This is a genomic window from Pseudomonas kulmbachensis (assembly GCF_963681935.1).
Lineage (GTDB): Bacteria > Pseudomonadota > Gammaproteobacteria > Pseudomonadales > Pseudomonadaceae > Aquipseudomonas > Aquipseudomonas kulmbachensis.
This window is the reverse complement of record NZ_OY817088.1, coordinates 4,599,514-4,622,205: the sequence shown is the minus strand read 5'-3', so window position 1 is coordinate 4,622,205 and position 22,692 is coordinate 4,599,514. Positions and strand designations below refer to the sequence as shown.

Genomic DNA, 22,692 nt, shown 5'->3' with positions numbered 1-22,692 from the left:
CAATTTGTTACCATCTGTTGCTCGTTACTCCCTCCTAGGTAAATCATGAAATTCTCACGTCTGCGCGCTGATGTCCTGGCCGGGCTCACGACGTCCTTCGCTCTGTTGCCCGAGTGCATCGCGTTCGCGCTGGTTGCCCACCTCAACCCGCTGATGGGCTTGTATGGCGCGTTTATTATTTGCACCCTCACCGCGCTGTTTGGCGGACGGCCGGGCATGGTCTCCGGCGCGGCCGGGTCGATGGCGGTGGTGATCATCGCGTTGGTGGTGCAACACGGCGTGCAGTATTTATTGGCCACCGTTTTGCTAAGCGGGCTGATCATGCTGGCGTTCGGTCTGCTCAAACTCGGCAAGCTGGTACGCATGGTGCCGCACCCGGTGATGCTGGGTTTTGTGAACGGCCTGGCGATCGTGATTGCCATGGCGCAACTGGATCACTTCAAAGACGGCGACACCTGGCTCAGTGGCATGGCGCTATACATGATGATCGGGCTGGTGGCCGCGACCATGGCCATCGTCTACCTGTTGCCGCGTCTGACCCGCGCCGCGCCGCCTGCGCTGGTGGCGATTTTGGGCGTAGGCCTGGCGGTTCATTTTATGGGTTTGCCGACCCGAACCTTGGGCGATATGGCGCATATCGCCGGTGGTTTACCGAGCTTTAGCCTGCCGCAGATTCCCTGGACCCTGGAAACCCTGAGCATCATCGCGCCTTATGCCATCGTGATGGCGGTGGTCGGGCTGCTGGAAACCTTGCTGACCCTCAACCTGACTGACGAAATCACCGAGAGCCGTGGCTACCCGGACCGTGAGTGCGTAGCACTGGGCGCAGCCAATATGGTTTCGGGGGCGTTAGGTGGGATGGGCGGTTGCGCGATGATCGGGCAAACCGTGGTCAACCTCAGCTCCGGTGGGCGTGGTCGGTTGTCCGGGGTGACCGCCGGGGTGATGATTTTGCTGTTTGTGTTGTTTCTGTCGCCGTTTATCGAGCGTATCCCGCTGGCAGCGCTGGTGGGGGTGATGTTCGTGGTATCGCAGCAGACCTTTGCCTGGGCCTCTTTGCGGGTACTGAACAAAGTACCGCTTAACGATGTGCTGGTGATCATCGCTGTGACGGTGATTACCGTGTTCACCGACCTGGCGGTGGCGGTGATGTGCGGGGTCATTATTGCTGCGCTCAACTTCGCCTGGCAGCAGGCCCGCCAGCTATACGCCGACGCCGATCTGCAGAGCGATGGCAGCAAACTGTACCGGGTCCATGGCACGCTGTTTTTTGCCTCTACCACAGCCTTTCTCAAACAGTTCGATCCGGCCAATGACCCGGCGCAGGTAACGCTTGATTGCGCTCATTTGACCTTCGTCGATTATTCGGCGATTGCGGCACTCGATACCCTGCGCGAGCGCTATCGCAAGGCGGGCAAGCATTTGCGAGTGCTGCACCTGTCCGAGCGCAGCAAAAAACTGCTTAAACGCGCCCGTGTGCATCACGAGTGAAAATACGTCCCCCGGATTTTCATTTTTGACTGTTGCTCATACCTGAACACGACACGGCGTATCGGTCCACGAAAGTAATTTTCATAAAGATTGATAACGTTCCCCGGTAATGCTTTCTGAGTTTCACAAGAACTCAAAAAATATTGCCGGGGGAACCTCTTATGACGCCATCTTCGGGCTACGGGCTGCTGCTCTACGCGGCCATTGCCATCATTGCGCTGATCGTTCTGATTGCGCGCTACAAGATCAATCCGTTTATCGTCATCACCCTGGTTTCCATCGGGCTGGGCCTGATGGCGGGCATGCCTGCAGGCAGTGTGATGGGGGCTTATGAGGGCGGTGTCGGTAAAACCCTGGGGCACATTGCACTGGTGGTGGCGCTGGGCACCATGCTCGGCAAGATGATGGCCGAGTCGGGGGGCGCCGAGCAGGTGGCGCGCACCTTGATTGACCGTTTTGGTGAGCGCAACGCGCACTGGGCCATGGTCTGCATCGCGTTCCTAGTGGGCTTGCCGTTGTTTTTTGAGGTCGGCTTTGTGCTGCTGGTGCCGATTGCCTTCACCGTTGCGCGCCGGGTTGGGGTGTCAGTGCTGATGGTCGGTTTGCCGATGGTGGCCGGTTTGTCGGTGGTGCACGCACTGGTGCCGCCGCACCCGGCGGCGATGCTGGCTGTGCAGGCGTATCAGGCGTCTGTTGGGCAAACCCTGATGTACGCGATTCTGATCGGCATCCCTACGGCGATCATCGCCGGGCCGCTGTTCGCCAAATTTATCGTGCCGCGCATTCAGTTGCCCGCCGACAACCCGCTGGAAAAGCAATTTATCAACCGCGAACCGCGGGCACGCTTGCCGAGTTGCAGCATCACCCTGGGCACGATCCTGCTGCCGGTGGTGCTGATGCTGATCGGCGGTTGGGCCAATCTGATTTCTACCCCGGGCAGCGGGTTCAATCAGTTTTTGCAGTTCATCGGTAACTCGGTGATGGCGCTGCTGATCGCTACGGTGGTGAGTTTCTGGACCTTGGGGCTGGCCCAGGGGTTTAACCGTGAATCGATTTTGAAATTCACCAACGACTGCCTTGCGCCCACCGCCAGCATCACTTTGTTGGTGGGGGCGGGTGGCGGGTTGAACCGCATTCTGATCGATTCGGGCGTGACCACCGAAATTGTCGGCCTGGCTCAGGAGTTTCAGTTGTCGCCGCTGTTTATGGGCTGGGTGTTTGCTGCGCTGATGCGCATTGCCACCGGCTCGGCTACTGTCGCCATGACCACCGCTTCGGGGATTGTGGCGCCAGTGGCGATTGGTCTGGGTTATCCACACCCGGAATTATTGGTGCTGGCCACGGGCGCAGGGTCGGTGATTTTTTCTCACGTGAACGACGGCGGCTTCTGGCTGGTGAAGGAATACTTCAATATGACCGTCGCCCAAACCTTCAAGACCTGGACGGTGCTGGAAACCCTGATTTCCGTGGTGGCGTTTGGTTTTGTCCTGATCCTCTCAGAGCTGATTTAAATGGACATCCTGTATCAAATTCGCGTTCGCCAGGACAGCTTCAGCGCCGCCGAAGCGCGGATTGCCCGGCTGATGCTCAGCGACATCGGCTTTGCCGCCAGTGCCAGCCTCGACGAACTGGCGCTGCGGGCCGAGGTCAGCAGCGCCACCTTGTCGCGCTTTGCCCGCAGCGTCGGTTGCCGCGACTTGCGTGACCTGCGCTTGCAATTGGCCCAGGCCAGCGGTGTGGGTAACCGCTTTCTGGATAGCGCGAGCATGCCCGAGCAATCGGCGTTTTTTCGCCAGATCGTGGGGGATATCGAGTCGACGCTGCATGAGCATCTGGCCGGTTTCAACGGTGAAAGATTTGCCGATGCGGTCCGGGTGCTCAGCGAGGCGAGGATGATTCACGCGTTCGGCATGGGCGGTTGCTCCAGTGGGTGCAGTGATGAATTGCAGGTGCGCCTCGTGCGGCTGGGCTACCCCATCGCCGCCTGCCGCGACGCCGTGATGATGCGGGTGGTGGCCGCGTCCCTCGGGGCGGAACACGCCGTTATTGTGTGCTCTTTGACGGGGCAGACCCCGGAGCTGATCGAGGCGGTAAAGCTGGCCCACAACTATGGCGCCAAGGTGATTGCGATCACCCGTCCCGACTCGCCGCTGGCTGAACTGGCGGATGTGGTGCTGGCGCTGCAAGGGGTGGAAACCAGCTTTATCTACAAGCCCACGGCGGCCCGTTACGGCATGTTGCTGGCTATTGATGTGCTCGCCACCGAGCTGGCGTTGTCGATGCCCGAAGCCAACCAGGAGCGCTTGCGCCGGATCAAGCTGGCATTGGATGACTATCGTGGCGGCGACGACTGCCTGCCGTTGGGGGATTGAAATGCGCTACGACACACTGATTCGCAATGCACGGCTGATTGATGGCACTAACGCCCCGGCCTATACGGCTGATGTGGCGGTGCGCGGGGGGCGTATCGAGCGTATCGGCGACTTGAGCGATGCACGCGCCGCCCACGAAACTGACGCCGCTGGCCGGGTGCTGGCGCCGGGCTTTATTGATGTACATACCCACGATGACACAGTGGTTATCCGCCAGCCGCAGATGTTGCCAAAACTCAGTCAGGGCGTGACCACGGTGATTGTCGGTAACTGCGGCATCAGCGCATCGCCCGTGACCCTGCGCAATGAACCGCCGGATCCGATGAACCTGTTGGGGGCCAAGGCTGCGTTTGTATACCCGCGTTTCAGTGACTATCGTGCCGCGGTCGAGGCGGCCAGCCCTGCAGTGAATGTTGCCGCGCTGATCGGTCATACGGCCTTGCGCAGTAACCATATGGACGATTTGCAGCGCACCGCCAGCGCCAGTGAAATCCAGGCCATGCGTCAACAACTGCGCGAAAGCCTGGAAGCGGGGGCTTTGGGGTTATCCACAGGGCTGGCCTACGCCAGTGCATTCAGTGCCGAGACCGACGAAGTGCTGCAACTGGCTGGCGAACTGACTGCGTTCGGGGCTTTGTACACCACCCATTTGCGCAGTGAGTTCGAACCCGTGCTGGAGGCGATGGACGAAGCGTTTTTGATCGGACACCAGGCTCGAGTGCCGGTAATCATTTCCCATCTCAAATGCGCCGGTGCGGGCAATTGGGGGCGCAGCCCGCAGTTGCTGGCGGCGCTGGAGCAGGCGGCGAAGACCCACCCGGTGGGCTGCGATTGCTATCCCTATGCGGCGAGTTCTTCGACCCTGGACCTCAAGCAAGTGACTGATGCGTTTCGCATCACCATCACCTGGTCGACGCCGCACCCTGAGATGGGTGGGCGTGATTTACAGGACATTGCCGGGCTTTGGGGCTTGTCGTTACTGGACACGGCGCAGCGTTTGCAACCTGCAGGCGCGGTGTATTACGGGATGGATGAAAGCGATGTGCGCAGGATCCTCGCGCATCCGTTATCGATGATCGGCTCGGACGGGTTGCCCGAAGACCCGTTTCCGCATCCGCGTCTGTGGGGGGCGTTTCCAAGGGTATTGGGGCATTACAGCCGAGACGTGGGCCTGTTCCCTTTGCACACGGCAGTACACAAAATGACCGGGTTGTCGGCGCAGCGTTTTGGTCTGAGGGAGCGGGGCGAAATACGCGAAGGCAGCTGGGCGGACCTGGTGCTGTTCGACGCCGGGACAGTGCGCGATGTGGCAGATTTCAACCAACCGCAGCAGGCAGCTGAAGGGATAGACGGGGTGTGGGTCAACGGCGTGTTGAGTTATCAACAGGGCGCAGCCAGTGGCAATCGCGCCGGAGTGTTTTTAGCTCGCTGATATTGCTGTTGTGGGCGCGAGCAAGCCCGCGCCCACAGGTTCGAGTGGTTACACCTTGAAGTGGCTCACCATCTCTTGTAGCTGATTACCCAACCGCGCCAGTTCAACGCTGGACTTGGCCGTCTCGTCACTGGCCGCTGCGGTTTGCTCGGAGACGTCGCGCACGTTGACGATGCTGCGGCTGATCTCTTCGGCCACTGCGCTTTGCTGCTCGGCGGCTGCGGCAATTTGCTGGTTCATCGACTGAATGTTCGACACCGTGCGGGTGATGCCTTGCAGCGACGTGCCTGCCTGGCGTGTGAGAGTCACGCTGCTGTCGGTCAGGTTGCGGCTGTTGTGCATCACGCTGGCCACGTGCTGCGTGCCGCTTTGCAGGGCTGCAACCAGGGTCTGGATTTCTTCGGTGGATTTTTGCGTGCGCTGGGCCAGACCGCGCACTTCATCGGCAACCACGGCAAAGCCACGGCCTGCGTCACCGGCACGGGCCGCTTCAATGGCGGCGTTGAGGGCCAGCAGGTTGGTCTGTTCGGCCACAGCCTTGATCACGTCCATCACGCTGCCGATCTTGTCGCTTTCCTGTTGCAGCACGGCCATGGCTTCAGTCGAACGGCCGACTTCTACCGCCAGACGCTCGATCTGATCAATCGCCTGGTTGACCACGGTGTCGCCTTCGCGGGCTTCATTGTCTGCCGCGGCCGCCGCTTGCGAGGCCTGTTCGGCGTTACGTGCGACTTCCTGCACGGTGGCGGTCATTTCATGCATCGCAGTGGCTACTTGATCGGTCTCGATCTTCTGGCTGTTGACCCCGGCGCTGGTTTGCTCGGTGACGGCCGACAGCTCTTCGGCAGCACTGGCGATCTGGCTGACACCGTCGCGAATACCGCTGATCAACTCACGCAGGGTTGTGCCCATGCGCGCAATACCTTGTTGCAGCACGCCCAGTTCATCGCGACGGGTCACCCGCAGGTTCTGCGAGAGGTCGCCGCTGGCAATGCGATCAACCACGGCCAGGGTTTCACGCAGGGGCACGGTGATCTGGCGAGTGATGATGACGGCTGCAGTGATGCCAAACAGCAACACCAGCAAGGTGGTGATCAGTTGCATGCTGTTGGCCGTGGCGCTTTCGATATCGCGGCGTTCCAGCTGGAGCTTGTACAACTCATCGCTGTGGCCAAGGATACTGGTGCCGTACTCGGTCATGTCCTTGCGCATGGCGATGATGGTGTTGTCGGTGCTGGCGTACAGCTGCAGCGCTTGTTTGTACTGCGCCATGGTCTGGGTCAGGGTGCCCAGGGTGTCGCCGGCATTCGCGCCGAAATGCGCGGTCAAGCGTTCAAGACTGGCGACGGCGCTGTCCAGTTGCTGGCGTGCAGCCTTCTCGGTGGTGGGGTTGGGCGCGGCAATATAGGCGCGCACCTGATAACGCGAGAGCAGGAACTGCTCGCGTACCTCGGATACCGTCTGGAACATGTCGAAACGGCTTTCATCACCCACAGGCAGTTGCAGGGCACGGGCAATCAGGGTCGCGATGGCGTCCTGTGCCAGTGTGGCGTTGCGGTCCATGCTGGCTCGCGACGCGGCAGACTCAATATACGCCTTGCGCATGTTCGCCAGTGCACGCTCGTAACGGCCGATGACCTCTTGCTGCTCCTTGAGCAACTTGAGGTTTTCAGGGCTTTGAAAAGTGCTGATCAGCTCATTTTGCTGGGTCTTAAACGCATCAATGCTGGTTTGTACATTCTGTGCGGCAGTTTCGTCGCCGTCCGTCAGCATGTACTGCAAGCGCGTGACCCGCAGGTTGGTAAACGCGGTATTGAGGCGCGTGATGTCGCTCATCCAGTTACTGCGATCAATCATCTTGTCCAGACTGATCCAGTTGCAGACGGCCATCACGCAGGTTAGGGCCAGTACCAGGCCAAAGCCCAGGGACAGTTTCAGGTTGACGCTGATGTTGCTCAGCCATCTGTTCATTGAGTTCTCCAGGAACGCTGCACGCATGATCTAAGTTCGCTGGAGGGTTTTATTTTTTTGGCCCAGCCGAGTGTTGTATTCGGTTATATCGGCGGCATTTGTCAGAGCTGAAACGTTTTCTTGTGTGCGTCGTTCATTAACGGCTCACGTTTTTTTTCACATTTGTTTCACCTGTCACTGACCTGCGCTTTTTTAAACTCGTGTTCAGCTAATAGAAAACAACATTGTGTAAGTCTATTTCTTGCAGCAGGGACGCTAAGCGACCCGTTGTCATATTCGGGCTATAGGGTGGCGGCCAGTGTCGTTCACTGACTGCCATAGGAGCGTGTGTACTGTGACGTTGAGTCTTGGTTTGAACGCAATCAATCGCGTAATGCTGCGCTGTGGGCTGGCCCGCTATAAAAATACATTGGTGGTGATCTTTGCCGCCGTGCTGGCCGTAGCACTGACATTGGCGATATTGGCTCCCGCGTCCCCGGCCAATCTGGGGCAGCCGAGCCATGCCGATCAGGTGTTGCAACTGACTAACAGTTGGGCCAAGGGCGATGTGATTGTGCTGGTGCGGCATGCCGAACGCTGTGATCGCTCGACTACGCAGTGCCTTGGCCCCGCAGACGGGGTGACGGTGCGCGGTGCGCAGGCGGTCCAGGTATTGGGTGCAGACTATAAGCAGCTGGGGCTCAATAACGCCGATATCTATAGCAGCCTGCTGACCCGGGCCCGGCAAACGGCCAACGCCATGTTTGATCGACCGGTAGAGGCACAGGACTGGTTGTTCAACTGCCGTGGCACGATGTTGCGTGATGCGCTCAAGCACAAAGTGCCGGGTCACAATCTGATACTCGTGAGCCACAGCGAGTGCATGGACCAAATGCTGGTGGACATGCACCTGTCAACGGACACTACCTTTGGCTACGGCGCTTCATTGTTTATCAACACCAATGGTGTGAACGCAGCGCCGCAGATGCTCGGTTATATCGAGACCAAGGACTGGGCGAGCATTGTACCGGTGGTGACTACACACCACGGGATTGAATCCTCACAATTCTGAAACACTCTGCGGTGAAGGCCCGTGTGACCCCGTCTGTGGGAGCGAGCCTACCCGCGAAGGTGTCCTCGCTTCGCGAGCAGGCTCGCTCCTGCTGAGTCACTGCATACCCATCAAATACGCTTTAGCAGGCGGTCCCAGTTTTGCTCATCGGGCAACGGCAGGTCGCTGAGTTCGCGAGCCACCACATTTTCGATATCGCTGGCGCTGAGCACTTTTTCATCCAGCCACGGCCAGGTCGCATCCGCGTCACGGAAGTTGAGCTGGCTGTTCAATTGCTCGATGGCAAGGGCGAGCAAATGCAGCAGCACCCATTGGCTGGTGATATAGGGCTTTTGCGGCGCAGGGATACGACTGAGCAGGGTTGTCACGTCGGTCAAATCCGCACTGGGCGATACGTTGCTGTGCAGGTTCCAGACAATCGAACCGTTATTCGATACATCCTGATTGGCCAGTGCCGGGTCGGTGCTGACCTCCACGTGGAGCTTTACGCGCTGCTGTTCAAGTTGATCAATCAGGTAATTGGCCAGATCCGATTTGCGTAGAAACGCGGTGGCGGTGTTGAAGGCCAGATTAGCGTCGTAGTCGCTCAGGGTCTTGCTGGTGATGCTGATGGTCATGACAGGCTCCTTGGCTGGGAATCGCCCAAGGAGCGTAGCCAATGCACCACGATCGGCCACGCCATCTGCGTATCTGTTGCCTCGGATCAAGTTTATGGGGTGGGTGCTGCCAGGCTGACGAAGTAAAAGTGGTGACGCCCCACACTGACCTTGTCCAGTACGTTCAAGGAGATGCCCGGTATTTCGGGCTTCTCGACAAGGGCGATATTGTCAGGCGATGCACTGAGAAACGCTTGCAGTTCGTCCGTGGTCTTGAGCGTGTGCTGCAATTGCTGGGTGTAAAACACCACGGCACCCAAGCGCTCGTCGGGTCTGAGCAGCGCCACCTGTTTGCCACTGGCTTGCAGGTCCATGACATGGGCGGCGATGGGCTGGAATGACTCTTCTTTGTCGGCTCGCGGGGCCCAATGCGCTGCCAGCATATAGGCGGCCACCAGGCCAGCTAACAGCGCGATGGCAAGAGGGCGGTGGTAATCGCTGAGGAACCTGGCTGTTGCCGACTCCGGGCTTTTTTTGCGTAGCCAGTCCAGAATCACCCGGGCGTATTCTGCGGCAATGACGGCGGCGGCTGGCGCCAGCGACATCATGTATACCGCGCGTTTGCTGGAGGCGAAGTTCAACAGTAGAAATTGCGCCACCAGCCACACACAGAAGAACAGCAGAAACGGGTTGTCGCGCAGCTGCTTGCGAAAGTGCCACAGGCCCAGATAGGTCAGCAGGTTCCACGGCAGGAAGGCTTCGGGCAGTTTTCTCAGGTAGTAGTAAAACGGTTCGTAATGCCCGGCTTCGACAAACGATCCGCTAAAGCGCCCAACGCTGTTGGTCCATAACAGTTCGCTTACCGCCTGCATCCCGCCGCGCTGATACAGCACACACAGCCAGATCAGTAGTGGGACCAGTCCGAGCAGAGTCAGCAGGGCGGGGCGCAGCCAATTGTGCAGGGCGAAGCGTTTTTCGATCAGGTTTTCGCACAGCAAATAGACAAAAATCACCACCCCCGGAAGGGCAAGTCCCAGTACGCCTTTGCTCAAGGTCGCAATGGCAATCCCGGCGGCAAACAACAGCCAACTGCCCCAGGCAAAACGAAGCTGGCGGCTGGCATAAAAAAACGCCAGCAACGCCATGGTTACCCCCAAGGTCAGCAGAGAGTCTTCGCCCACTTGGCGGGCGTTACCCCAAAAAATCCCCATGGTTGCCAGCATCGCCGCTGCAGTCCAGGCCAGAGCGGTTGGACGCCCGAGTTTGCGTAACATGGCGTACAGCAACAGCACGCTAAATAAGCCGGCGAAGGCAGAGGCCAGGCGCACCGCGAACAACTCGGCGCCGAACAGGCGAATGGCGCCTGCATCCAGCCACAGGCTCAGGGGTGGTTTTTCGAGGAAGGGGTCATTGAGCAAATTGGGCGTTACCCAATCGTCGCTCAAGTGCATTTGCATGGCGATGCCCGCCACCCGAGATTCGGTAGAGCCTTGTAGTTGATGATTGCCCAGTGCAAAAAACAGCAGGACACAACCGAGCAGCAATAACAGCAAAGCAGGACGAGTCAGACGCATTGGGCTACCAGGCAGAAATCGAATGGAATACTGCGCTGGAGTATAGGAGGGCAATTCTTAACAAATTGTGAAACCTGCCTGCCCAATTTGCCGCTGAGGAGCGAAGCGATCGTTAAAGTCTTTTACGACTGTTTTGCACTCGATCGCAGCATTCGTTCCTCGTCAGTGGAGAGAGATACTTCAAGCGTGGGAGCGAGCCTGCTCGCGAAGAACATTCGCGAGCAGGCTCGCTCCCACTGGGGGCTTGATCTGGAACAGAGTATTTACAGAGGGTTGTCGGTCAGAACGTGGCTTTAACCTGCAATCCCGCGACCAGCGCATTGCTGCGGCTGGCGCCGTAGAAGGCCCCCGGCTCGATGATGTATTGCAGGTCCGGGCGCAACAGCAACCACGGCGTGACTTGCGCGCCATAGTTGAGTTCGAGCAACTGCTCGCCGCTGTCCAGGTTAGCGATCATGTCCGCTTGTTCCGGGCTGCTGGCCGCCGCTTCTTGAACATCCCGTGAGCGTGAGTTGAACACGGCGCGGCCATAGGCGAAGGCGATGCTGTCTTTGGGGCGGCTGGCAAACGGCTTTTGCTTGACCAGACCCACCGAGTACCAATGGCTCATCGGCGAGGTTGCAGCATTGCTGCTGGCCGCCTGGCCAAAGGCGCGCAACACGCTTTCGGGGTCTTGCTCGTCACGCCAGATGGCCTGGTCGACCAACACATAGGCGCCGGTGCGATTGTTGGCCTTTTGTGTGCTGCCAATTTTGCGGGTGTTGGACGTGTCGTAGTACCAGCCCACTTTGTATTGGCCATTGAGCCAGGCGTTGTTGGTGAAGATCGCTTCCAGCGGCATGATCGCCCCCGTGGTGCCTTTGGTGGTCATGCTGAAGGCTTCGGAGGAACGGCTGTTGTACTCGGGGTTGACCTGGAACACGGCGGTTTGCAGGGTCAGTGCCGGGCTCACGGTGTAGCGCAACTCACCGCCCCAGTGGCCGGTGGGGTAGTTGGTCCAGCCACTGCCATTGGACTGGGTCAGCGGGTGGGCGCAAAAACCGGCGTTGACGAAGCTGGTCAGCAGCGGCATGCCACCGAAGTCATTGCCCATCGGCAAGAAGCCCAGCTTGGTGGTCAGGTCTTCGGAAAACAGGGTGCGCTGGTAGCTGAACTCGGACAGACGGGTGAAGTTACCGCCGGCGTTTTCCTGGATCGGCAAGCGGTTGCCTACCAGATCTTCGGAAGCACTGTGACCGCGACGATCATTGACGGTGATTTGCACCAGGCCAGCTTCGGCGGTGCCGAGTATTTTGCTCAGGTCGAACTGGGCACCGATGCGCACTTGTTGCGAGTAACGAGTGCCGTGCTTGATCCCGCCCTGCAGGTTGGAAAAGGTTTCGGAGTTGTAATCGCCGGTCAGCTTGACGCCTTTGTCGATCAGCTTTTGGCGCTCGCCGCCCCAGTCGCCGGTCAGGGTCGAACGGTTCATCAGGTTGTCGGTGGTATCGGCCAGTACGCAGGCAGGCGCCAGGGCCAGCAATGACAAGCCGCCGCACAGGCTGGTGTTCAGCAGGGCGCGGGAAGAGAAAAACATCTACGGGTGCTCCTTTATATGAAGTGTCGGCGACAGGGCGCGACACGATGCCGCACATTATGAACTAGTTAGTTAATAATTTTCATATTTGGTTACACGGCATCCCCGTAATGACTAAGGGCGTCGGTAGCCCCCATCCGCTAGACTCCCGCGTTTATCCGTACCAAGGGATGTTCATGATCTGGTTTCTTGAAGGGCAATCCAGCCAACGCGACGTGATTGCAGGTGCCCGAGCGGCGCTGCCGGATGCGGTACGGGTTTATGCTTCACACCGACAAAGTCGCCCTGAAATTACCGGGTTGGCCGATGTCGCCTGGCGCGAGCCGCAGGACAATCAAGAACGCATCGACTGGGTCATCGAGCAGGCGCGGGCCCATCAGATCAAGGTGGTGCTGGCCGGGCGCGTGGGTCAGGTTTATGAAGCGCACCGTGGCGAGTTCGAATCTGTGGGGCTGCAACTGATCACAGGTGCTCTGGACCTGGACACCTTTGAACGGGTTGATGACAAGTCGGCGTTTACTCGTGAGGCATTGGCGGCGGGACTGGCGTGTATTCCGGCGATTACCGTGAGCACCCAGGCCGAGCTGCAAGAGGCCTACGCCCAACTGGCCCGCGACGGTCAGGTCTGCGTAAAGCCAACGCGCGGCATTTACGGCCAAGGCTTTTGGCGTTTGGCCGATGATGTCGACCCGTTTCGCAGTTTTGCCAACGCTGACGCCCATGAAGTCAACGCGACCGTGTTTGCCCAGGCCTATGGCCTGTCCGAGACGCCCAAGCCGTTGCTGGTCATGCCTTATATGCCAGGTAGCGAATGCTCGGTAGACATGGTGTGCGAGGCCGGTGAAGCCGTGGCTTATGTCGGGCGACGCAAGCAAGGCCTGATGCAGACATTCGAGCGCGACGGCCCAGCGGTTGAGCTGGCGATCAAGGCCGCACGGCACTTCAAGTGCGACGGTATCGTCAACGTGCAAACCCGTGACGACGCGGCGGGCCAGCCACATTTGCTGGAGATCAATCTGCGTTACTCCGGTGGCATCGGCTACACCCGTGAAGCCGGGGTCAACCTGCCCGGTATTTTTGCCGCTCGCCGCCTCGGCATGCCCGTGCCTGCCAGCGTCTGGCGCGATGATATTCAGGTAAAGGCGATCACGGTCGTGGTTCCGGTACGCGGGGACTCGCTACCAGGTTGAGTTGACGTTTCCGGTAACTATTTATCGCTTGTCTAAAGTTATCGACTCGCTGATCGTCCCCCACTTTTTAAGTATTTTCAGGTAGTAAATGTTGATGAATAGCGCTAACCCCACGACTGAACCCAAGGTTTTGCATGCAAACCTCAAGCGCGGTCGTCTGGAGGTAGAGGTCAATGCATCGACCTTTGATCCACAGGCACTTTTCGATTTTGCCGAGCGGCGCAATCCAAAGCGGGCCTTTTTGTTTGTCTCCCGGGTACTGGGTCGCCATATCCCGGCCCGTCCATCGTTGATGGCTGAAAGCTTCAATGCCCTGGCCGCCAAGATTCCTGCCGACTTGCCCGGCCCGGTGTTGGTGATTGGCATGGCTGAAACGGCCGTCGGTCTGGGTGCTGGCGTACACCGCGCCTTGAGCCAGACCCGCAATGACAGCGTGTATCTGTGCAGCAGCCGTCACCCCACGGGCAGCGCACTGTTTGCCCGTTTTGAAGAAGAACACAGCCACGCCAGTTCGCACCTGCTGCATCTGCCACAAGATGCGCAAACCCGCGAAATGATGCTCAACGCCCGCTCGCTGGTGCTGGTGGACGACGAAGCGTCGACCGGCAATACCTTTATCAACCTGTCACGGGCGCTGGCCGAGGCGGGGCTCGATTCGATTGAACGCATCGTTACCGCGACCCTGACCGACTGGTCCCAGGATGCGGTGCGCAAGGCGATGGGTGACCACGTCACTAGCGTCTCTTTGCTCGACGGTCGTTACACGTTCGCCGAAGATCCAACCGCAGAGCTGCCGGATATGCCTGAAGTAGGTAGTGTGGCCCAAGGCGACTGGGCGCTCGATTCGAGTCGTGACTGGGGGCGCATGGGCGTTCGCCAACACCTCGACACGCTGGCGCCTGATTTACAGGTCACACCCGGTGAGCGGGTATTGGTGATTGGCACCAGTGAATTTGTCTGGCGCCCCTTTCTGCTGGCCGAGCGCCTGGAGCGGGCGGGTGCCGATGTGCGCTTCAGCTCCACCAGCCGCTCGCCGATTGCCCTGGGGCATGCCATCGACCACGCGTTGTCGTTCTCTGACAACTACGGCCTGGGTATTCCCAACTTTCTTTATAACGTCGCCCCCGGCCAGTTTGACCGGGTGCTGATTTGCAGCGAAACCCCGGCAGCCGCCGTCGACCCGGCGCTGATCAGCGCACTGAATGCGCAGGTAATCGTTGATGAGCAGTAATCGCCCTCTGGTGTTCGTCGATCTGGACGACACCCTGTTTCAAACCGCCCGCAAAATGGGCGATGAGCCACGCTTTGCCGCCACGCTGGATGTGGATGGTCAGCCCAACGGTTTTATGAGCGCGACCCAGAAGAGTTTTGTTGAGTGGCTGCTGGCCACCAGCGACGTAGTCCCGGTGACTGCGCGCAGCATCGAAGCCTATCAGCGGGTGCAATTGCCCTTTGTCCACGGCGCGGTCTGTGCCCACGGTGGGGTGATCCTCAACCCGGACGGCTCGCTGGATGCCCAATGGCATGCCCGCATGTGCGACGAGTTGGCGCTTGAGCAAACCCGGCTGCATCAGTTGAGCGAGCAAACCCTGGCCATTGGCACGGAGCTTGGCTTCTCGTTGCGCGGCTGGGTGGTAGAAGAACAGGGCTTGGCCAATTACGTGGTCACCAAGCACAACAATGAAACTGACCAGGCGTTGCTCACCGTGTTGGCTGAGGTCAAGGCGCGGGGCTTGCTGGACGGGCTGTACGTGCACGGCAATGGCAACAATCTGGCGTTCCTGCCTCAGGCCTTGCAGAAGCGCGAAGCAGTGCGCGAGTGGATCCGCCGTGATCAGGCGATCAACGGCAAGCGCCCGCTGCTGGGCTTTGGTGACAGCGTGTCGGACCTGGGCTTTATGGCCGAGTGCGACTGGTGGGGCACGCCCAAGCGCGGTCAGTTGGCCAGCCATGTGTTGGCGAGTGTCGACCATGAGTAACGCTTTTGCAGGACTGCATACCGTCGGCAGTGGCAGTTATGACGCCGATGACGTGCACTTTTTGCTGCGCGCCATGCAGATTGAAGTCACCGACGTGCAGGAAAAAGAGCGCCTGATCCAGACCCAGCAGCGCCATTACTCCGAGATGATCAGCCAGGAGCATGCACCGTCCGACACCCATAAAAGCCTCTATCAGCTTGCGTTGGCACAGAACGGCGCACGCATGGCAGCGGATGTGCAGGCGCTGGCACAGGCCTTGAACGAACGCTACAGCGGCCCGTCGATTGCGCTGGTGTCGTTTGTACGGGCAGGCTTGCCGTTGGGCGTGTTGCTGCGTCGGGCACTGGTTGATCTGGGGCGCGAGGCTGCGCATTACGGGATCAGTATTATTCGCGACCGTGGAATCGACAACGTCGCACTCGAAGCTATCATCAAGGCCCACGGTGCCGAGAACATCGTGTTTGTCGATGGCTGGACCGGCAAGGGTGCAATCAGCGGGCAGATTCGCGACAGCCTGGCGGGAGACTCGCGTTTCCCGGCAGATCCGCGACTGGTGGTGTTGGCCGACCCCTGTGGGCGCGCCTGGCTGGCGGCTTCGGCTGAAGACTGGCTGATCCCGTCGGGCATCCTGGGGGCTACGGTTTCAGGGCTGGTTTCTCGCTCTATCTGGCCACAAGACCCTGGGCTGCATGGCTGTGTGGTGTACGACCATTTGGCGGAACACGATGTGACCATGAGTTTTATCCACAGCATCGAGACCGAGCGTGCGCAGCTAGCACCGCTGGTCGCTGCACAGCCGTGGACAACGGAGCAGGCCGAAGTTTTGCAACACTCGGCGGTGGCGGCGGTCGAACGTATCTCGACCCGGTTTGCGGTGACCAACCCCAACCGGGTCAAACCGGGTATTGCCGAGGCCACCCGCGCCGTTATGCGCCGGGTGCCGGACCACGTACTGGTCCGCAACCTTGACGATCAGGACGTGCAACTGCTGCTGCACTTGACGCGCCAGGCCAACATCGAGGTCCAGGAAGTCGGTGATGAGTTGGGGCCGTATCGTGCAGTGACCGTAATCAGGAGTGTTCGCTGATGATCAAACATTCAGCCTATGCCTTGGGCGCCACACTTTATATGCCGGCCACCCGTCCCGACATTCTTGACGTGGTGCTGGGGGACAAAATTCAGGGTTTGCGCTCACTGGTGGTGTGCCTGGAAGACGCCGTGGCCGAAACCGACGTGCAGCAGGGGCTGAACAACCTCAAGAGCCTGCTGCTGGGGATTGAGGCACGTGGCGGTCGACCGTCTACCGGGCCGATCCTGTTTGTGCGGCCCCGGGATGCCGCCATGGCGGCGGTGCTCAACGAGTGGTCGCTGATGCGCCATGTTGACGGCTTTGTAGTACCCAAGCTCAGCCTGGGTAATATTCGCGAGTGGCAGCAGGCGGTTACCCGCGACGACTTGATGCTGATGCCCACCCTGGAAACCCCTGAAGTCTTTGTGCCCAATGCCATGGTTGAGCTGCGCAGCGCCATGCTGGAGCAATTGCCGGGGCGCATTATTGCCCTGCGCATAGGCGGCAATGACTTGATGGGCTGCCTGGGCTTGCGTCGCCCACAGACCATGACCCTGTACAGCACACCCATGAGCTATGTGATTCCCATGTTATGCGGGATTATGGGCTCGGCAGGCTTTGCCCTGACCGCACCGGTGTTTGAACAACTGAACGCACCGCACTTGCTGGAGCAAGAGCTGGCGCTGGATATGGCCCACGGGCTTGTGGGTAAAACCGCTATTCATCCGTCGCAAATTGCAGTTATCCACAGAGCGTTGCAAGTCAGCCTTGAAGATCTCAACAGCGCACGCCACATACTGAGTGAGGCGGCGCCTGCGGTGTTCAAGTTCAATGACGCCATGTGTGAACCCGCGACCCATTACAAATGGGCGCAAACAATTATTGAACGAGCACATTGGCAAGGGGTTCGTCCCGAAGTTGCCAGCTCGTCAGACACTTTTGGAGGCAGCCTGCGATTGGCTGAATTAGTGGGTTGAACGACGTTTTGAAGACACCGATCAATGGCAAGCAAGTTCTGTCGGCATTCGACTTTGATGGCACGCTGACCTATCACGATACTTTTGTGCCTTTTTTGCGCTTTGCCTTTGGTAATCGGCTGTTCGCGATGCGTTTGCTGCGGATGATCCCGGCCACCGCTTGCTATCTGCTGGGTAGGATTTCGCGCAATGATTTGAAAGAAAAACTGATCGCCGTCTACCTGACCGGTGCCAAAGAGGCGTGGGTAAAAGAACGCGCCGAAGCATTTTGTGACGTTTCCTGGCAGCGTCTAATGCGTCCTTTAGGATTAACATCCGTCGCCAACCAAGTTGAGCAGGGCGCCAACGTCACTATTTGCTCGGCGTCCCCGGAGCTGGTGCTTACACCGTTCGCCCAAAAACTCGGTATCGGCCTGATCGGTACCCGGCTGGCTTCAGTCGATGGCGTACTGACGGGGCAGATCGACGGTATCAACTGTCGTTGTGAGCAAAAAGTCATTCGGTTAGAGGCGCAATACGGGCCTTTGGACCAATACATCTTACGCGCCTGGGGTGACACCGTAGGCGATGAACAAATGCTCGGGGCCGCTCAGGAGCCACATTGGCGCGAATTTCACGCGCTGTGGCGCCGCAAGCGGCCACTTGACGTGTGTTTACGTGAAGGGCTGTAAGCCAGGCGTAAGCAAAGCGTGTCAATAATCAGCAATTACCTATCGTGCTTCAGCGCAGACAAGGAGACGCTTCATGGCCATTTCGCTGTCCAAGAATCAAACCATTTCTCTCGAGAAAGAAGCCGGAACCGGTCTTAAAAAAATCCGTATGGGCCTGGGCTGGGACCCGGTCAAGCCGAGCGGTTTTTTTGCCAAACTGCTGAGCAGTGACACCGCTATCGATCTGGATGCTTCGTGCATCCTGCTCGACAGTGCCAAACAACCGACAGACCTGGTGTGGTTCCGCCAGCTCAAGTCCAATGACGGCTCCATCGTTCACTCCGGCGACAACCGCACGGGTGAGGGCGATGGCGACGACGAATCGATCCAGGTCAATCTGGAGCAACTGCCAGCCGGGGTTAAACACCTGGTGTTTACCGTGAACTCGTTCACCGGGCAAAATTTTGAAGCGGTCGAAAACGCCTACTGCCGCATCGTTGACGAGCTGACCGGCAAAGAGCTGGCGCGCTTCAACTTGTCGGACAAGGGGCGTCACACCGGGGTGGTCATGGCGTACATCAGCCGCACCTCGGCGGGCTGGGACCTGACCGCTATCGGAACCGTGGCCAATGGCCGTACCGCACAAGACCTGGCCAGTGATGCGGCCAAGGCGGTGCGCGCATGACGACTTTGACGCCTGGCGCCAATACTGGCGTTGCCTCTGGCACCCTGAGCGTGACCATCAGCTACACCCCGGTGGCGGGCGCTGATCTGGACGTGTCGGCCTTCCTGCTCAATGAGTCGGGCAAGGTGCGTGGCGACAACGACATGTGCTTCTTCGGCCAGCAGAGCGTCAACAATGGCGCGGTCAAGCTGGTCGAGTCGGCTGCCGGGCGCAGTGTGTTCAGCGTCAACCTGGAGGCCATTGACCCGGCCATCGAAAAAGTCGCACTGACCGCGACCATTTACGAGAACAAGGCCCGTTTCGATGCCTTCCCACAGCTGAATGTAGCGGTGAGTGGCGGTATTGAAGCGCCGATTCCTACCCAGGGTATGCAAGAGACTGCGTTGATCCTCGGAGAATTCTATCGCCGTCAGGGCGCATGGAAATTCCGCTGCGTCGCCCAGGGCTTTGCCGGTGGCCTTGCGCCATTGGCTCAGCATTTTGGCGTTGATATTGCCGCGCCCGCTCCGGCTGCCGCTCCGACGCCAGTGCCGTCTCCAGCACCTGCTGCACCTGCTGCGCCTGCGCCTGCTCCGGCGTCGAAGATCAACCTGTCCAAGATCACCCTGGACAAGCAGCGCCCGTCCATCAGCCTTGAGAAAAAGGACGGTGACTTTGGCGAGATCAAGATCAACCTGAACTGGAACCGCACCAACCCGAACGACAGCGCGGGCAGTGGCGGTGGCGGTTTTTTCGCGACCCTGCGTAACAAGGCGACCGGCAAGTCGGGCGGTATCGATCTGGACGTGGGTTGCCTGTACGAAATGGAAAACGGCCGCAAGGGCGCGGTTCAGGCCCTGGGCAATGCCTTTGGCGACTTCCGTGACGAGCCGTTTATCCAGTTGATGGGCGACGACCGTACCGGCTCGGTGAGCGACGGCGAGTGGCTGCGTATCAACGGCAAGGAGTGGCGCAAGATGCGTCGCGTGCTGGTGTATGCGTTCATCTACGAAGGCGCACCGAACTGGCAGGCGACTGACGGCGTTATCACCTTGTATATCCCGGGTGAACCGCCGATTGAAGTGCGTCTGAGCGAGGAGGGTGGCACCAAAGGCATGTGCGCCATCGCATTGCTTGAAAACATCGGAGGCAGTGTGAAGGTCAACCGCAGGGTTGAATTTTTCAAGGGCCATTCCGATATGGATAAAGCGTTCGGTTGGGGTATGCGCTGGGCTGCTGGCTCCAAATGAGCGCTATGTAATTGGCCACCTGCTGACGCAGGCGCCGCTCCAATAATTTCTGACAAGGTGACTCCAATGCTCGAATGGCTCAAAACCAACGCCACTGCCGCCCGTGACAAGCTCTCGACGGAAGTCAGCAAGTTCAAAAACCGTGAGTTCATGGAAGCCGTAGTTTCCGGGTGCGCACTGGTGGCCGCTGCCGATGGCAATATCAGCAGCGACGAAAAACAGAAGATGGTCGGGTTTATTCAGAACTCGAATGAGCTGAAGGCCTTTGACGTTAAAGACGTGATCAAGGCATTCAACGCCGTCTGCGAAAAATTTGAGTTTGACCAGCAAATCGGCCGCGCTGAAGCGCTTAAGTCGATTGGTCAGCTGCGTAAAAAAGAAGATGCCGCCCGTCTGCTGGTGCGTGTTTGCTGCGCAATCGGTAGCGCCGACGGCAACTTTGATGAAAGTGAGCGGGCTGCTTGCCGCACCATCTGCAATGAGCTGGGGCTGAACCCTGGCGATTTTGATCTCTGAGGACATCATGGAAAACACGGCAATTGGCTTTCCGCCAACTACCATCGCTGTATTTGTGGCTCTGGCGGTCATTGCTCTGGCAATCGACCTGTTTACCCACAAAAGCGATAAACCGGTCACGCTGACCAACGCCGCCGTCTGGTCGGTATTCTGGGTGCTGATCTCCCTCGCATTTGCGGGCTACCTGTATTACGCCCACGGCCCAAGCGTGGCCAGCCTGTTCGTAACCGGTTACGCGCTGGAAAAAGTTCTCAGCGTCGACAACCTGTTCGTGTTCATGGCGATCTTTGCCTGGTTCAAGATCCCGGACGCGCTGCGTCACCGTGTTCTGTACTGGGGCATCATCGGCGCCATCGTGTTCCGTCTGATCTTCGTGGCGATCGGTACTGGTCTGCTGGCGTTCGGCCCTTGGGTCGAAGTGCTGTTTGCGGTGGTCGTGGCCTGGACGGCGATCATGATGCTGCGCAGCAAGGAAGAGGACGAAGAGGAGGATTACTCCACGCATATGGCCTACCGTTTTGCGAAAAAACTGTTCCCGGTTTGGCCGAAGCTGCACGGACATAATTTCTTTGTTTCACGTACAGAGCTTGAAAAAGAGATCACGAAGCCGCAGAACAAGGGAATGACCCTTGTAGGTAAGGGCGCTCTTTTTGCAACACCACTGTTTTTGTGTGTGGTGGTGGTTGAGGTTTCAGACATTCTGTTTGCCTTCGACTCCGTGCCGGCAGTGATTGCCGTGAGCCGTGAACCCTTGATCGTGTACTCGGCCATGATGTTTGCAATTCTGGGCCTGCGTACCATGTACTTCGTTCTCGAAGCGCTGAAACGCTACCTGGTACACCTGGAGAAATCGGTTATCGCACTGCTGTTCTTTATCGCCGGCAAGCTGGCCCTGAACGCAACCGATCACCTGTTTGGCCACGGTATCAGCATTGATCCAAACACCAGTTTGATCGTGGTGTTGGTGGTATTGGCCATTGGTATTGTGGCCAGCATCATCTTTCCCGGTAAGGAAGAAGAGCAGTCCGACGTTAAAAACGACACGAACGCTTGATCGCACATTACTAAGGAGAACTACACATGGCACTTTCCCTTTCCAAAGGCGGCAACCTGTCTCTGTCCAAAGAAGCTCCGGGGATGACTAAAGTCCTCGTGGGTCTGGGCTGGGATGCACGCTCCACCGATGGTCAAGACTTCGACCTGGATGCGAGCGCTTTCTTGCTCAAGGCTGACGGTAAAGTACGCGCTGACTCCGATTTCATTTTTTACAACCAGCTCAAAAGCACCGATGGTTCGGTTGAGCACACGGGCGACAACCGTACCGGTGAAGGCGACGGCGATGACGAGGCGATCAAGGTCGACCTGTCCAAGGTGCCAGCCGACATCGACCGGATCGCATTTACCGTGACCATTCACGAAGCTGACGCACGCCGTCAAAACTTCGGCCAGGTACGCAATGCTTTCATCCGCATTGTGAACCAGGACAACAACAATGAAGTGGCGCGTTATGACCTGGCTGAAGACGCCAGCACCGAAACCGCGATGATCTTTGCCGAGCTGTATCGCAATGGCGCCGAGTGGAAGTTCCGCGCTGTCGGTCAAGGGTTTGTCGGTGGTCTCAAGCCATTGGCTGAAAGCTACGGTCTGAAATTTTAATCCGCAACCCATCAACTTTTCATATAAGGGTTCACGCACATGGCAGTAAGTCTGAGTAAAGGCGGCAACGTTTCCCTGACCAAAGAAGCTCCGGGCCTGACCGAAGTTATCGTAGGTCTGGGTTGGGACCCACGAGTGACTGACGGTCAGGAATTCGACCTCGACGCTTCGGTGTTTATTGTTGGCGAGAGCGGCAAAGTGCTGAATGACGGCAGCTTTGTGTTCTACAACAACAAGACTTCGCCGGACGGCAACGTTGTGCACCAGGGCGACAACCGCTCGGGCGCAGGCGATGGTGACGACGAGCAAGTGAACGTCAACCTGGCGGGCCTGTCGCAAGAAGCTAAAAAACTGGCTTTCGCGGTGACCATTCACGACGCTGATGGCCGCAAGCAAAACTTCGGTCAGGTTTCGAACGCTTACATCCGCGTTCTGAACAAGGCAGACGGCAAAGAGCTGGCACGTTTTGACCTGAGCGAAGACGCTTCGACCGAAACCGCGATGGTCTTCGGCGAGCTGTATCGTAATGGCGAAGAGTGGAAGTTCAAGGCTATCGGCCAAGGCTTTGCAGGTGGCCTGGCGCCATTGGCATCGAACTTTGGCGTTAACCTGGGCTAACCCCCGGCGTTAAGCAAAAGGCCCTCCCCGGTTTCGGGGAGGGCCTTTTTTTTGTGCGTG

General features: G+C 58.5%; 21 protein-coding genes and 1 pseudogene. 17 read left to right on the top strand and 5 right to left on the bottom strand.

The window, feature by feature from the left end:
* The first annotated feature begins 45 nt into the window (after positions 1 to 45).
* The 4 genes from U5A05_RS21285 to U5A05_RS21270 all read left to right on the top strand — a co-directional run bounded on the left by U5A05_RS21285 (position 46) and on the right by U5A05_RS21270 (position 5,295).
* Positions 46 to 1,491 carry a SulP family inorganic anion transporter gene (locus U5A05_RS21285; RefSeq protein WP_261739829.1) on the top strand — a complete coding sequence of 482 codons (1,446 nt, stop codon included), beginning with the start codon at positions 46 to 48 and terminating at the stop codon, positions 1,489 to 1,491.
* Positions 1,492 to 1,652: 161 nt separating this feature from the next.
* Complete coding sequence (locus U5A05_RS21280; RefSeq protein WP_261739828.1) at positions 1,653 to 3,002, top strand: GntT/GntP/DsdX family permease; 1,350 nt, start codon at positions 1,653 to 1,655, stop codon at positions 3,000 to 3,002.
* A complete protein-coding gene (locus tag U5A05_RS21275; RefSeq protein ID WP_321834670.1) occupies positions 3,003 to 3,863 on the top strand; it encodes a MurR/RpiR family transcriptional regulator in 861 nt (286 codons plus the stop codon).
* 1 nt (position 3,864) lies between these two features.
* Positions 3,865 to 5,295 carry an N-acyl-D-amino-acid deacylase family protein gene (locus tag U5A05_RS21270; protein WP_321836545.1) on the top strand — a complete coding sequence of 477 codons (1,431 nt, stop codon included), beginning with the start codon at positions 3,865 to 3,867 and terminating at the stop codon, positions 5,293 to 5,295.
* A 48-nt stretch (positions 5,296 to 5,343) separates the two neighbouring features.
* On the opposite strand, the gene U5A05_RS24345 is transcribed toward U5A05_RS21270, so the two are convergent.
* Positions 5,344 to 6,057 carry a methyl-accepting chemotaxis protein gene (locus tag U5A05_RS24345; RefSeq protein ID WP_425262913.1) on the bottom strand — a complete coding sequence of 238 codons (714 nt, stop codon included), beginning with the start codon at positions 6,055 to 6,057 and terminating at the stop codon, positions 5,344 to 5,346.
* 141 nt (positions 6,058 to 6,198) lie between these two features.
* A pseudogene (locus tag U5A05_RS24340) lies at positions 6,199 to 7,131 on the bottom strand (methyl-accepting chemotaxis protein); the annotation flags it as partial.
* Between the two features lie 508 nt (positions 7,132 to 7,639).
* Between U5A05_RS24340 and pmrG the strand changes: the two are divergent.
* On the top strand, positions 7,640 to 8,317 hold the full coding sequence (gene pmrG, locus U5A05_RS21260; RefSeq protein ID WP_261742502.1) for a lipopolysaccharide core heptose(II)-phosphate phosphatase PmrG: 678 nt from the start codon (positions 7,640 to 7,642) through the stop codon (positions 8,315 to 8,317).
* Positions 8,318 to 8,427: 110 nt separating this feature from the next.
* Here pmrG and U5A05_RS21255 read toward each other — a convergent pair whose 3' ends face one another.
* From U5A05_RS21255 to U5A05_RS21245, 3 genes are all read right to left on the bottom strand, one after another.
* Complete coding sequence (locus tag U5A05_RS21255; protein ID WP_261739825.1) at positions 8,428 to 8,934, bottom strand: hypothetical protein; 507 nt, start codon at positions 8,932 to 8,934, stop codon at positions 8,428 to 8,430.
* Between the two features lie 92 nt (positions 8,935 to 9,026).
* Positions 9,027 to 10,487 carry an ArnT family glycosyltransferase gene (locus U5A05_RS21250; protein ID WP_321834668.1) on the bottom strand — a complete coding sequence of 487 codons (1,461 nt, stop codon included), beginning with the start codon at positions 10,485 to 10,487 and terminating at the stop codon, positions 9,027 to 9,029.
* 280 nt (positions 10,488 to 10,767) lie between these two features.
* Positions 10,768 to 12,063, bottom strand: a complete 1,296-nt coding sequence (locus U5A05_RS21245) for a carbohydrate porin (protein ID WP_321834667.1) — start codon at positions 12,061 to 12,063, stop codon at positions 10,768 to 10,770.
* 176 nt (positions 12,064 to 12,239) lie between these two features.
* On the opposite strand from U5A05_RS21245, the gene U5A05_RS21240 reads away from it, so the two are divergent.
* From U5A05_RS21240 to U5A05_RS21185, 12 genes are all read left to right on the top strand, one after another.
* Positions 12,240 to 13,253: an ATP-grasp domain-containing protein gene (locus U5A05_RS21240; protein WP_321834665.1), complete on the top strand. Its 1,014-nt coding sequence runs from the start codon at positions 12,240 to 12,242 to the stop codon at positions 13,251 to 13,253.
* Positions 13,254 to 13,347: 94 nt separating this feature from the next.
* On the top strand, positions 13,348 to 14,484 hold the full coding sequence (locus tag U5A05_RS21235) for a phosphoribosyltransferase domain-containing protein (RefSeq protein ID WP_321834664.1): 1,137 nt from the start codon (positions 13,348 to 13,350) through the stop codon (positions 14,482 to 14,484).
* The gene (locus U5A05_RS21230; protein WP_261739820.1) at positions 14,474 to 15,232 is read left to right on the top strand and encodes an HAD family hydrolase; all 759 of its coding nucleotides are present in this window, start codon (positions 14,474 to 14,476) and stop codon (positions 15,230 to 15,232) included. Before U5A05_RS21235 ends, U5A05_RS21230 begins: the two co-directional genes overlap by 11 nt.
* Entirely contained in the window at positions 15,225 to 16,319 is a 1,095-nt protein-coding gene (locus U5A05_RS21225) for a cysteine protease StiP family protein (RefSeq protein WP_321834663.1), read from the top strand. The genes U5A05_RS21230 and U5A05_RS21225 overlap by 8 nt, the downstream gene beginning before the upstream one ends.
* Positions 16,319 to 17,278, top strand: coding sequence for an HpcH/HpaI aldolase/citrate lyase family protein (locus tag U5A05_RS21220; protein ID WP_261739818.1), 960 nt, complete (start codon positions 16,319 to 16,321; stop codon positions 17,276 to 17,278). Before U5A05_RS21225 ends, U5A05_RS21220 begins: the two co-directional genes overlap by 1 nt.
* On the top strand, positions 17,275 to 17,949 hold the full coding sequence (locus U5A05_RS21215; protein ID WP_261739817.1) for an HAD-IB family hydrolase: 675 nt from the start codon (positions 17,275 to 17,277) through the stop codon (positions 17,947 to 17,949). Before U5A05_RS21220 ends, U5A05_RS21215 begins: the two co-directional genes overlap by 4 nt.
* 73 nt (positions 17,950 to 18,022) lie before the next feature.
* The gene (locus U5A05_RS21210; RefSeq protein ID WP_261739816.1) at positions 18,023 to 18,613 is read left to right on the top strand and encodes a TerD family protein; all 591 of its coding nucleotides are present in this window, start codon (positions 18,023 to 18,025) and stop codon (positions 18,611 to 18,613) included.
* Positions 18,610 to 19,842 (top strand): TerD family protein, encoded by a 1,233-nt coding sequence (locus U5A05_RS21205; protein ID WP_261739815.1) that lies wholly within the window; start codon positions 18,610 to 18,612, stop codon positions 19,840 to 19,842. The genes U5A05_RS21210 and U5A05_RS21205 overlap by 4 nt, the downstream gene beginning before the upstream one ends.
* A 66-nt stretch (positions 19,843 to 19,908) precedes the next feature.
* Positions 19,909 to 20,358, top strand: a complete 450-nt coding sequence (locus U5A05_RS21200; RefSeq protein WP_261739814.1) for a tellurite resistance TerB family protein — start codon at positions 19,909 to 19,911, stop codon at positions 20,356 to 20,358.
* 7 nt (positions 20,359 to 20,365) lie between these two features.
* Positions 20,366 to 21,412: a TerC/Alx family metal homeostasis membrane protein gene (locus U5A05_RS21195; RefSeq protein ID WP_261739813.1), complete on the top strand. Its 1,047-nt coding sequence runs from the start codon at positions 20,366 to 20,368 to the stop codon at positions 21,410 to 21,412.
* Positions 21,413 to 21,438: 26 nt separating this feature from the next.
* Positions 21,439 to 22,014: a TerD family protein gene (locus U5A05_RS21190; protein ID WP_261739812.1), complete on the top strand. Its 576-nt coding sequence runs from the start codon at positions 21,439 to 21,441 to the stop codon at positions 22,012 to 22,014.
* Between the two features lie 39 nt (positions 22,015 to 22,053).
* Positions 22,054 to 22,632 carry a TerD family protein gene (locus tag U5A05_RS21185; RefSeq protein ID WP_261739811.1) on the top strand — a complete coding sequence of 193 codons (579 nt, stop codon included), beginning with the start codon at positions 22,054 to 22,056 and terminating at the stop codon, positions 22,630 to 22,632.
* Positions 22,633 to 22,692: the final 60 nt, after the last annotated feature.

Coding starts and splice junctions, on each gene's coding strand:
- U5A05_RS21285 (WP_261739829.1), top strand. CDS start 46: ATGAAATTCTCACGTCTGCGCGCTGATGTCCTGGCCGGGCTCACGACG.
- U5A05_RS21280 (WP_261739828.1), top strand. CDS start 1,653: ATGACGCCATCTTCGGGCTACGGGCTGCTGCTCTACGCGGCCATTGCC.
- U5A05_RS21275 (WP_321834670.1), top strand. CDS start 3,003: ATGGACATCCTGTATCAAATTCGCGTTCGCCAGGACAGCTTCAGCGCC.
- U5A05_RS21270 (WP_321836545.1), top strand. CDS start 3,865: ATGCGCTACGACACACTGATTCGCAATGCACGGCTGATTGATGGCACT.
- U5A05_RS24345 (WP_425262913.1), bottom strand. CDS start 6,057: ATGCATGAAATGACCGCCACCGTGCAGGAAGTCGCACGTAACGCCGAA.
- pmrG (WP_261742502.1), top strand. CDS start 7,640: ATGCTGCGCTGTGGGCTGGCCCGCTATAAAAATACATTGGTGGTGATC.
- U5A05_RS21255 (WP_261739825.1), bottom strand. CDS start 8,934: ATGACCATCAGCATCACCAGCAAGACCCTGAGCGACTACGACGCTAAT.
- U5A05_RS21250 (WP_321834668.1), bottom strand. CDS start 10,487: ATGCGTCTGACTCGTCCTGCTTTGCTGTTATTGCTGCTCGGTTGTGTC.
- U5A05_RS21245 (WP_321834667.1), bottom strand. CDS start 12,063: ATGTTTTTCTCTTCCCGCGCCCTGCTGAACACCAGCCTGTGCGGCGGC.
- U5A05_RS21240 (WP_321834665.1), top strand. CDS start 12,240: ATGATCTGGTTTCTTGAAGGGCAATCCAGCCAACGCGACGTGATTGCA.
- U5A05_RS21235 (WP_321834664.1), top strand. CDS start 13,348: ATGAATAGCGCTAACCCCACGACTGAACCCAAGGTTTTGCATGCAAAC.
- U5A05_RS21230 (WP_261739820.1), top strand. CDS start 14,474: ATGAGCAGTAATCGCCCTCTGGTGTTCGTCGATCTGGACGACACCCTG.
- U5A05_RS21225 (WP_321834663.1), top strand. CDS start 15,225: ATGAGTAACGCTTTTGCAGGACTGCATACCGTCGGCAGTGGCAGTTAT.
- U5A05_RS21220 (WP_261739818.1), top strand. CDS start 16,319: ATGATCAAACATTCAGCCTATGCCTTGGGCGCCACACTTTATATGCCG.
- U5A05_RS21210 (WP_261739816.1), top strand. CDS start 18,023: ATGGCCATTTCGCTGTCCAAGAATCAAACCATTTCTCTCGAGAAAGAA.
- U5A05_RS21205 (WP_261739815.1), top strand. CDS start 18,610: ATGACGACTTTGACGCCTGGCGCCAATACTGGCGTTGCCTCTGGCACC.
- U5A05_RS21200 (WP_261739814.1), top strand. CDS start 19,909: ATGCTCGAATGGCTCAAAACCAACGCCACTGCCGCCCGTGACAAGCTC.
- U5A05_RS21195 (WP_261739813.1), top strand. CDS start 20,366: ATGGAAAACACGGCAATTGGCTTTCCGCCAACTACCATCGCTGTATTT.
- U5A05_RS21190 (WP_261739812.1), top strand. CDS start 21,439: ATGGCACTTTCCCTTTCCAAAGGCGGCAACCTGTCTCTGTCCAAAGAA.
- U5A05_RS21185 (WP_261739811.1), top strand. CDS start 22,054: ATGGCAGTAAGTCTGAGTAAAGGCGGCAACGTTTCCCTGACCAAAGAA.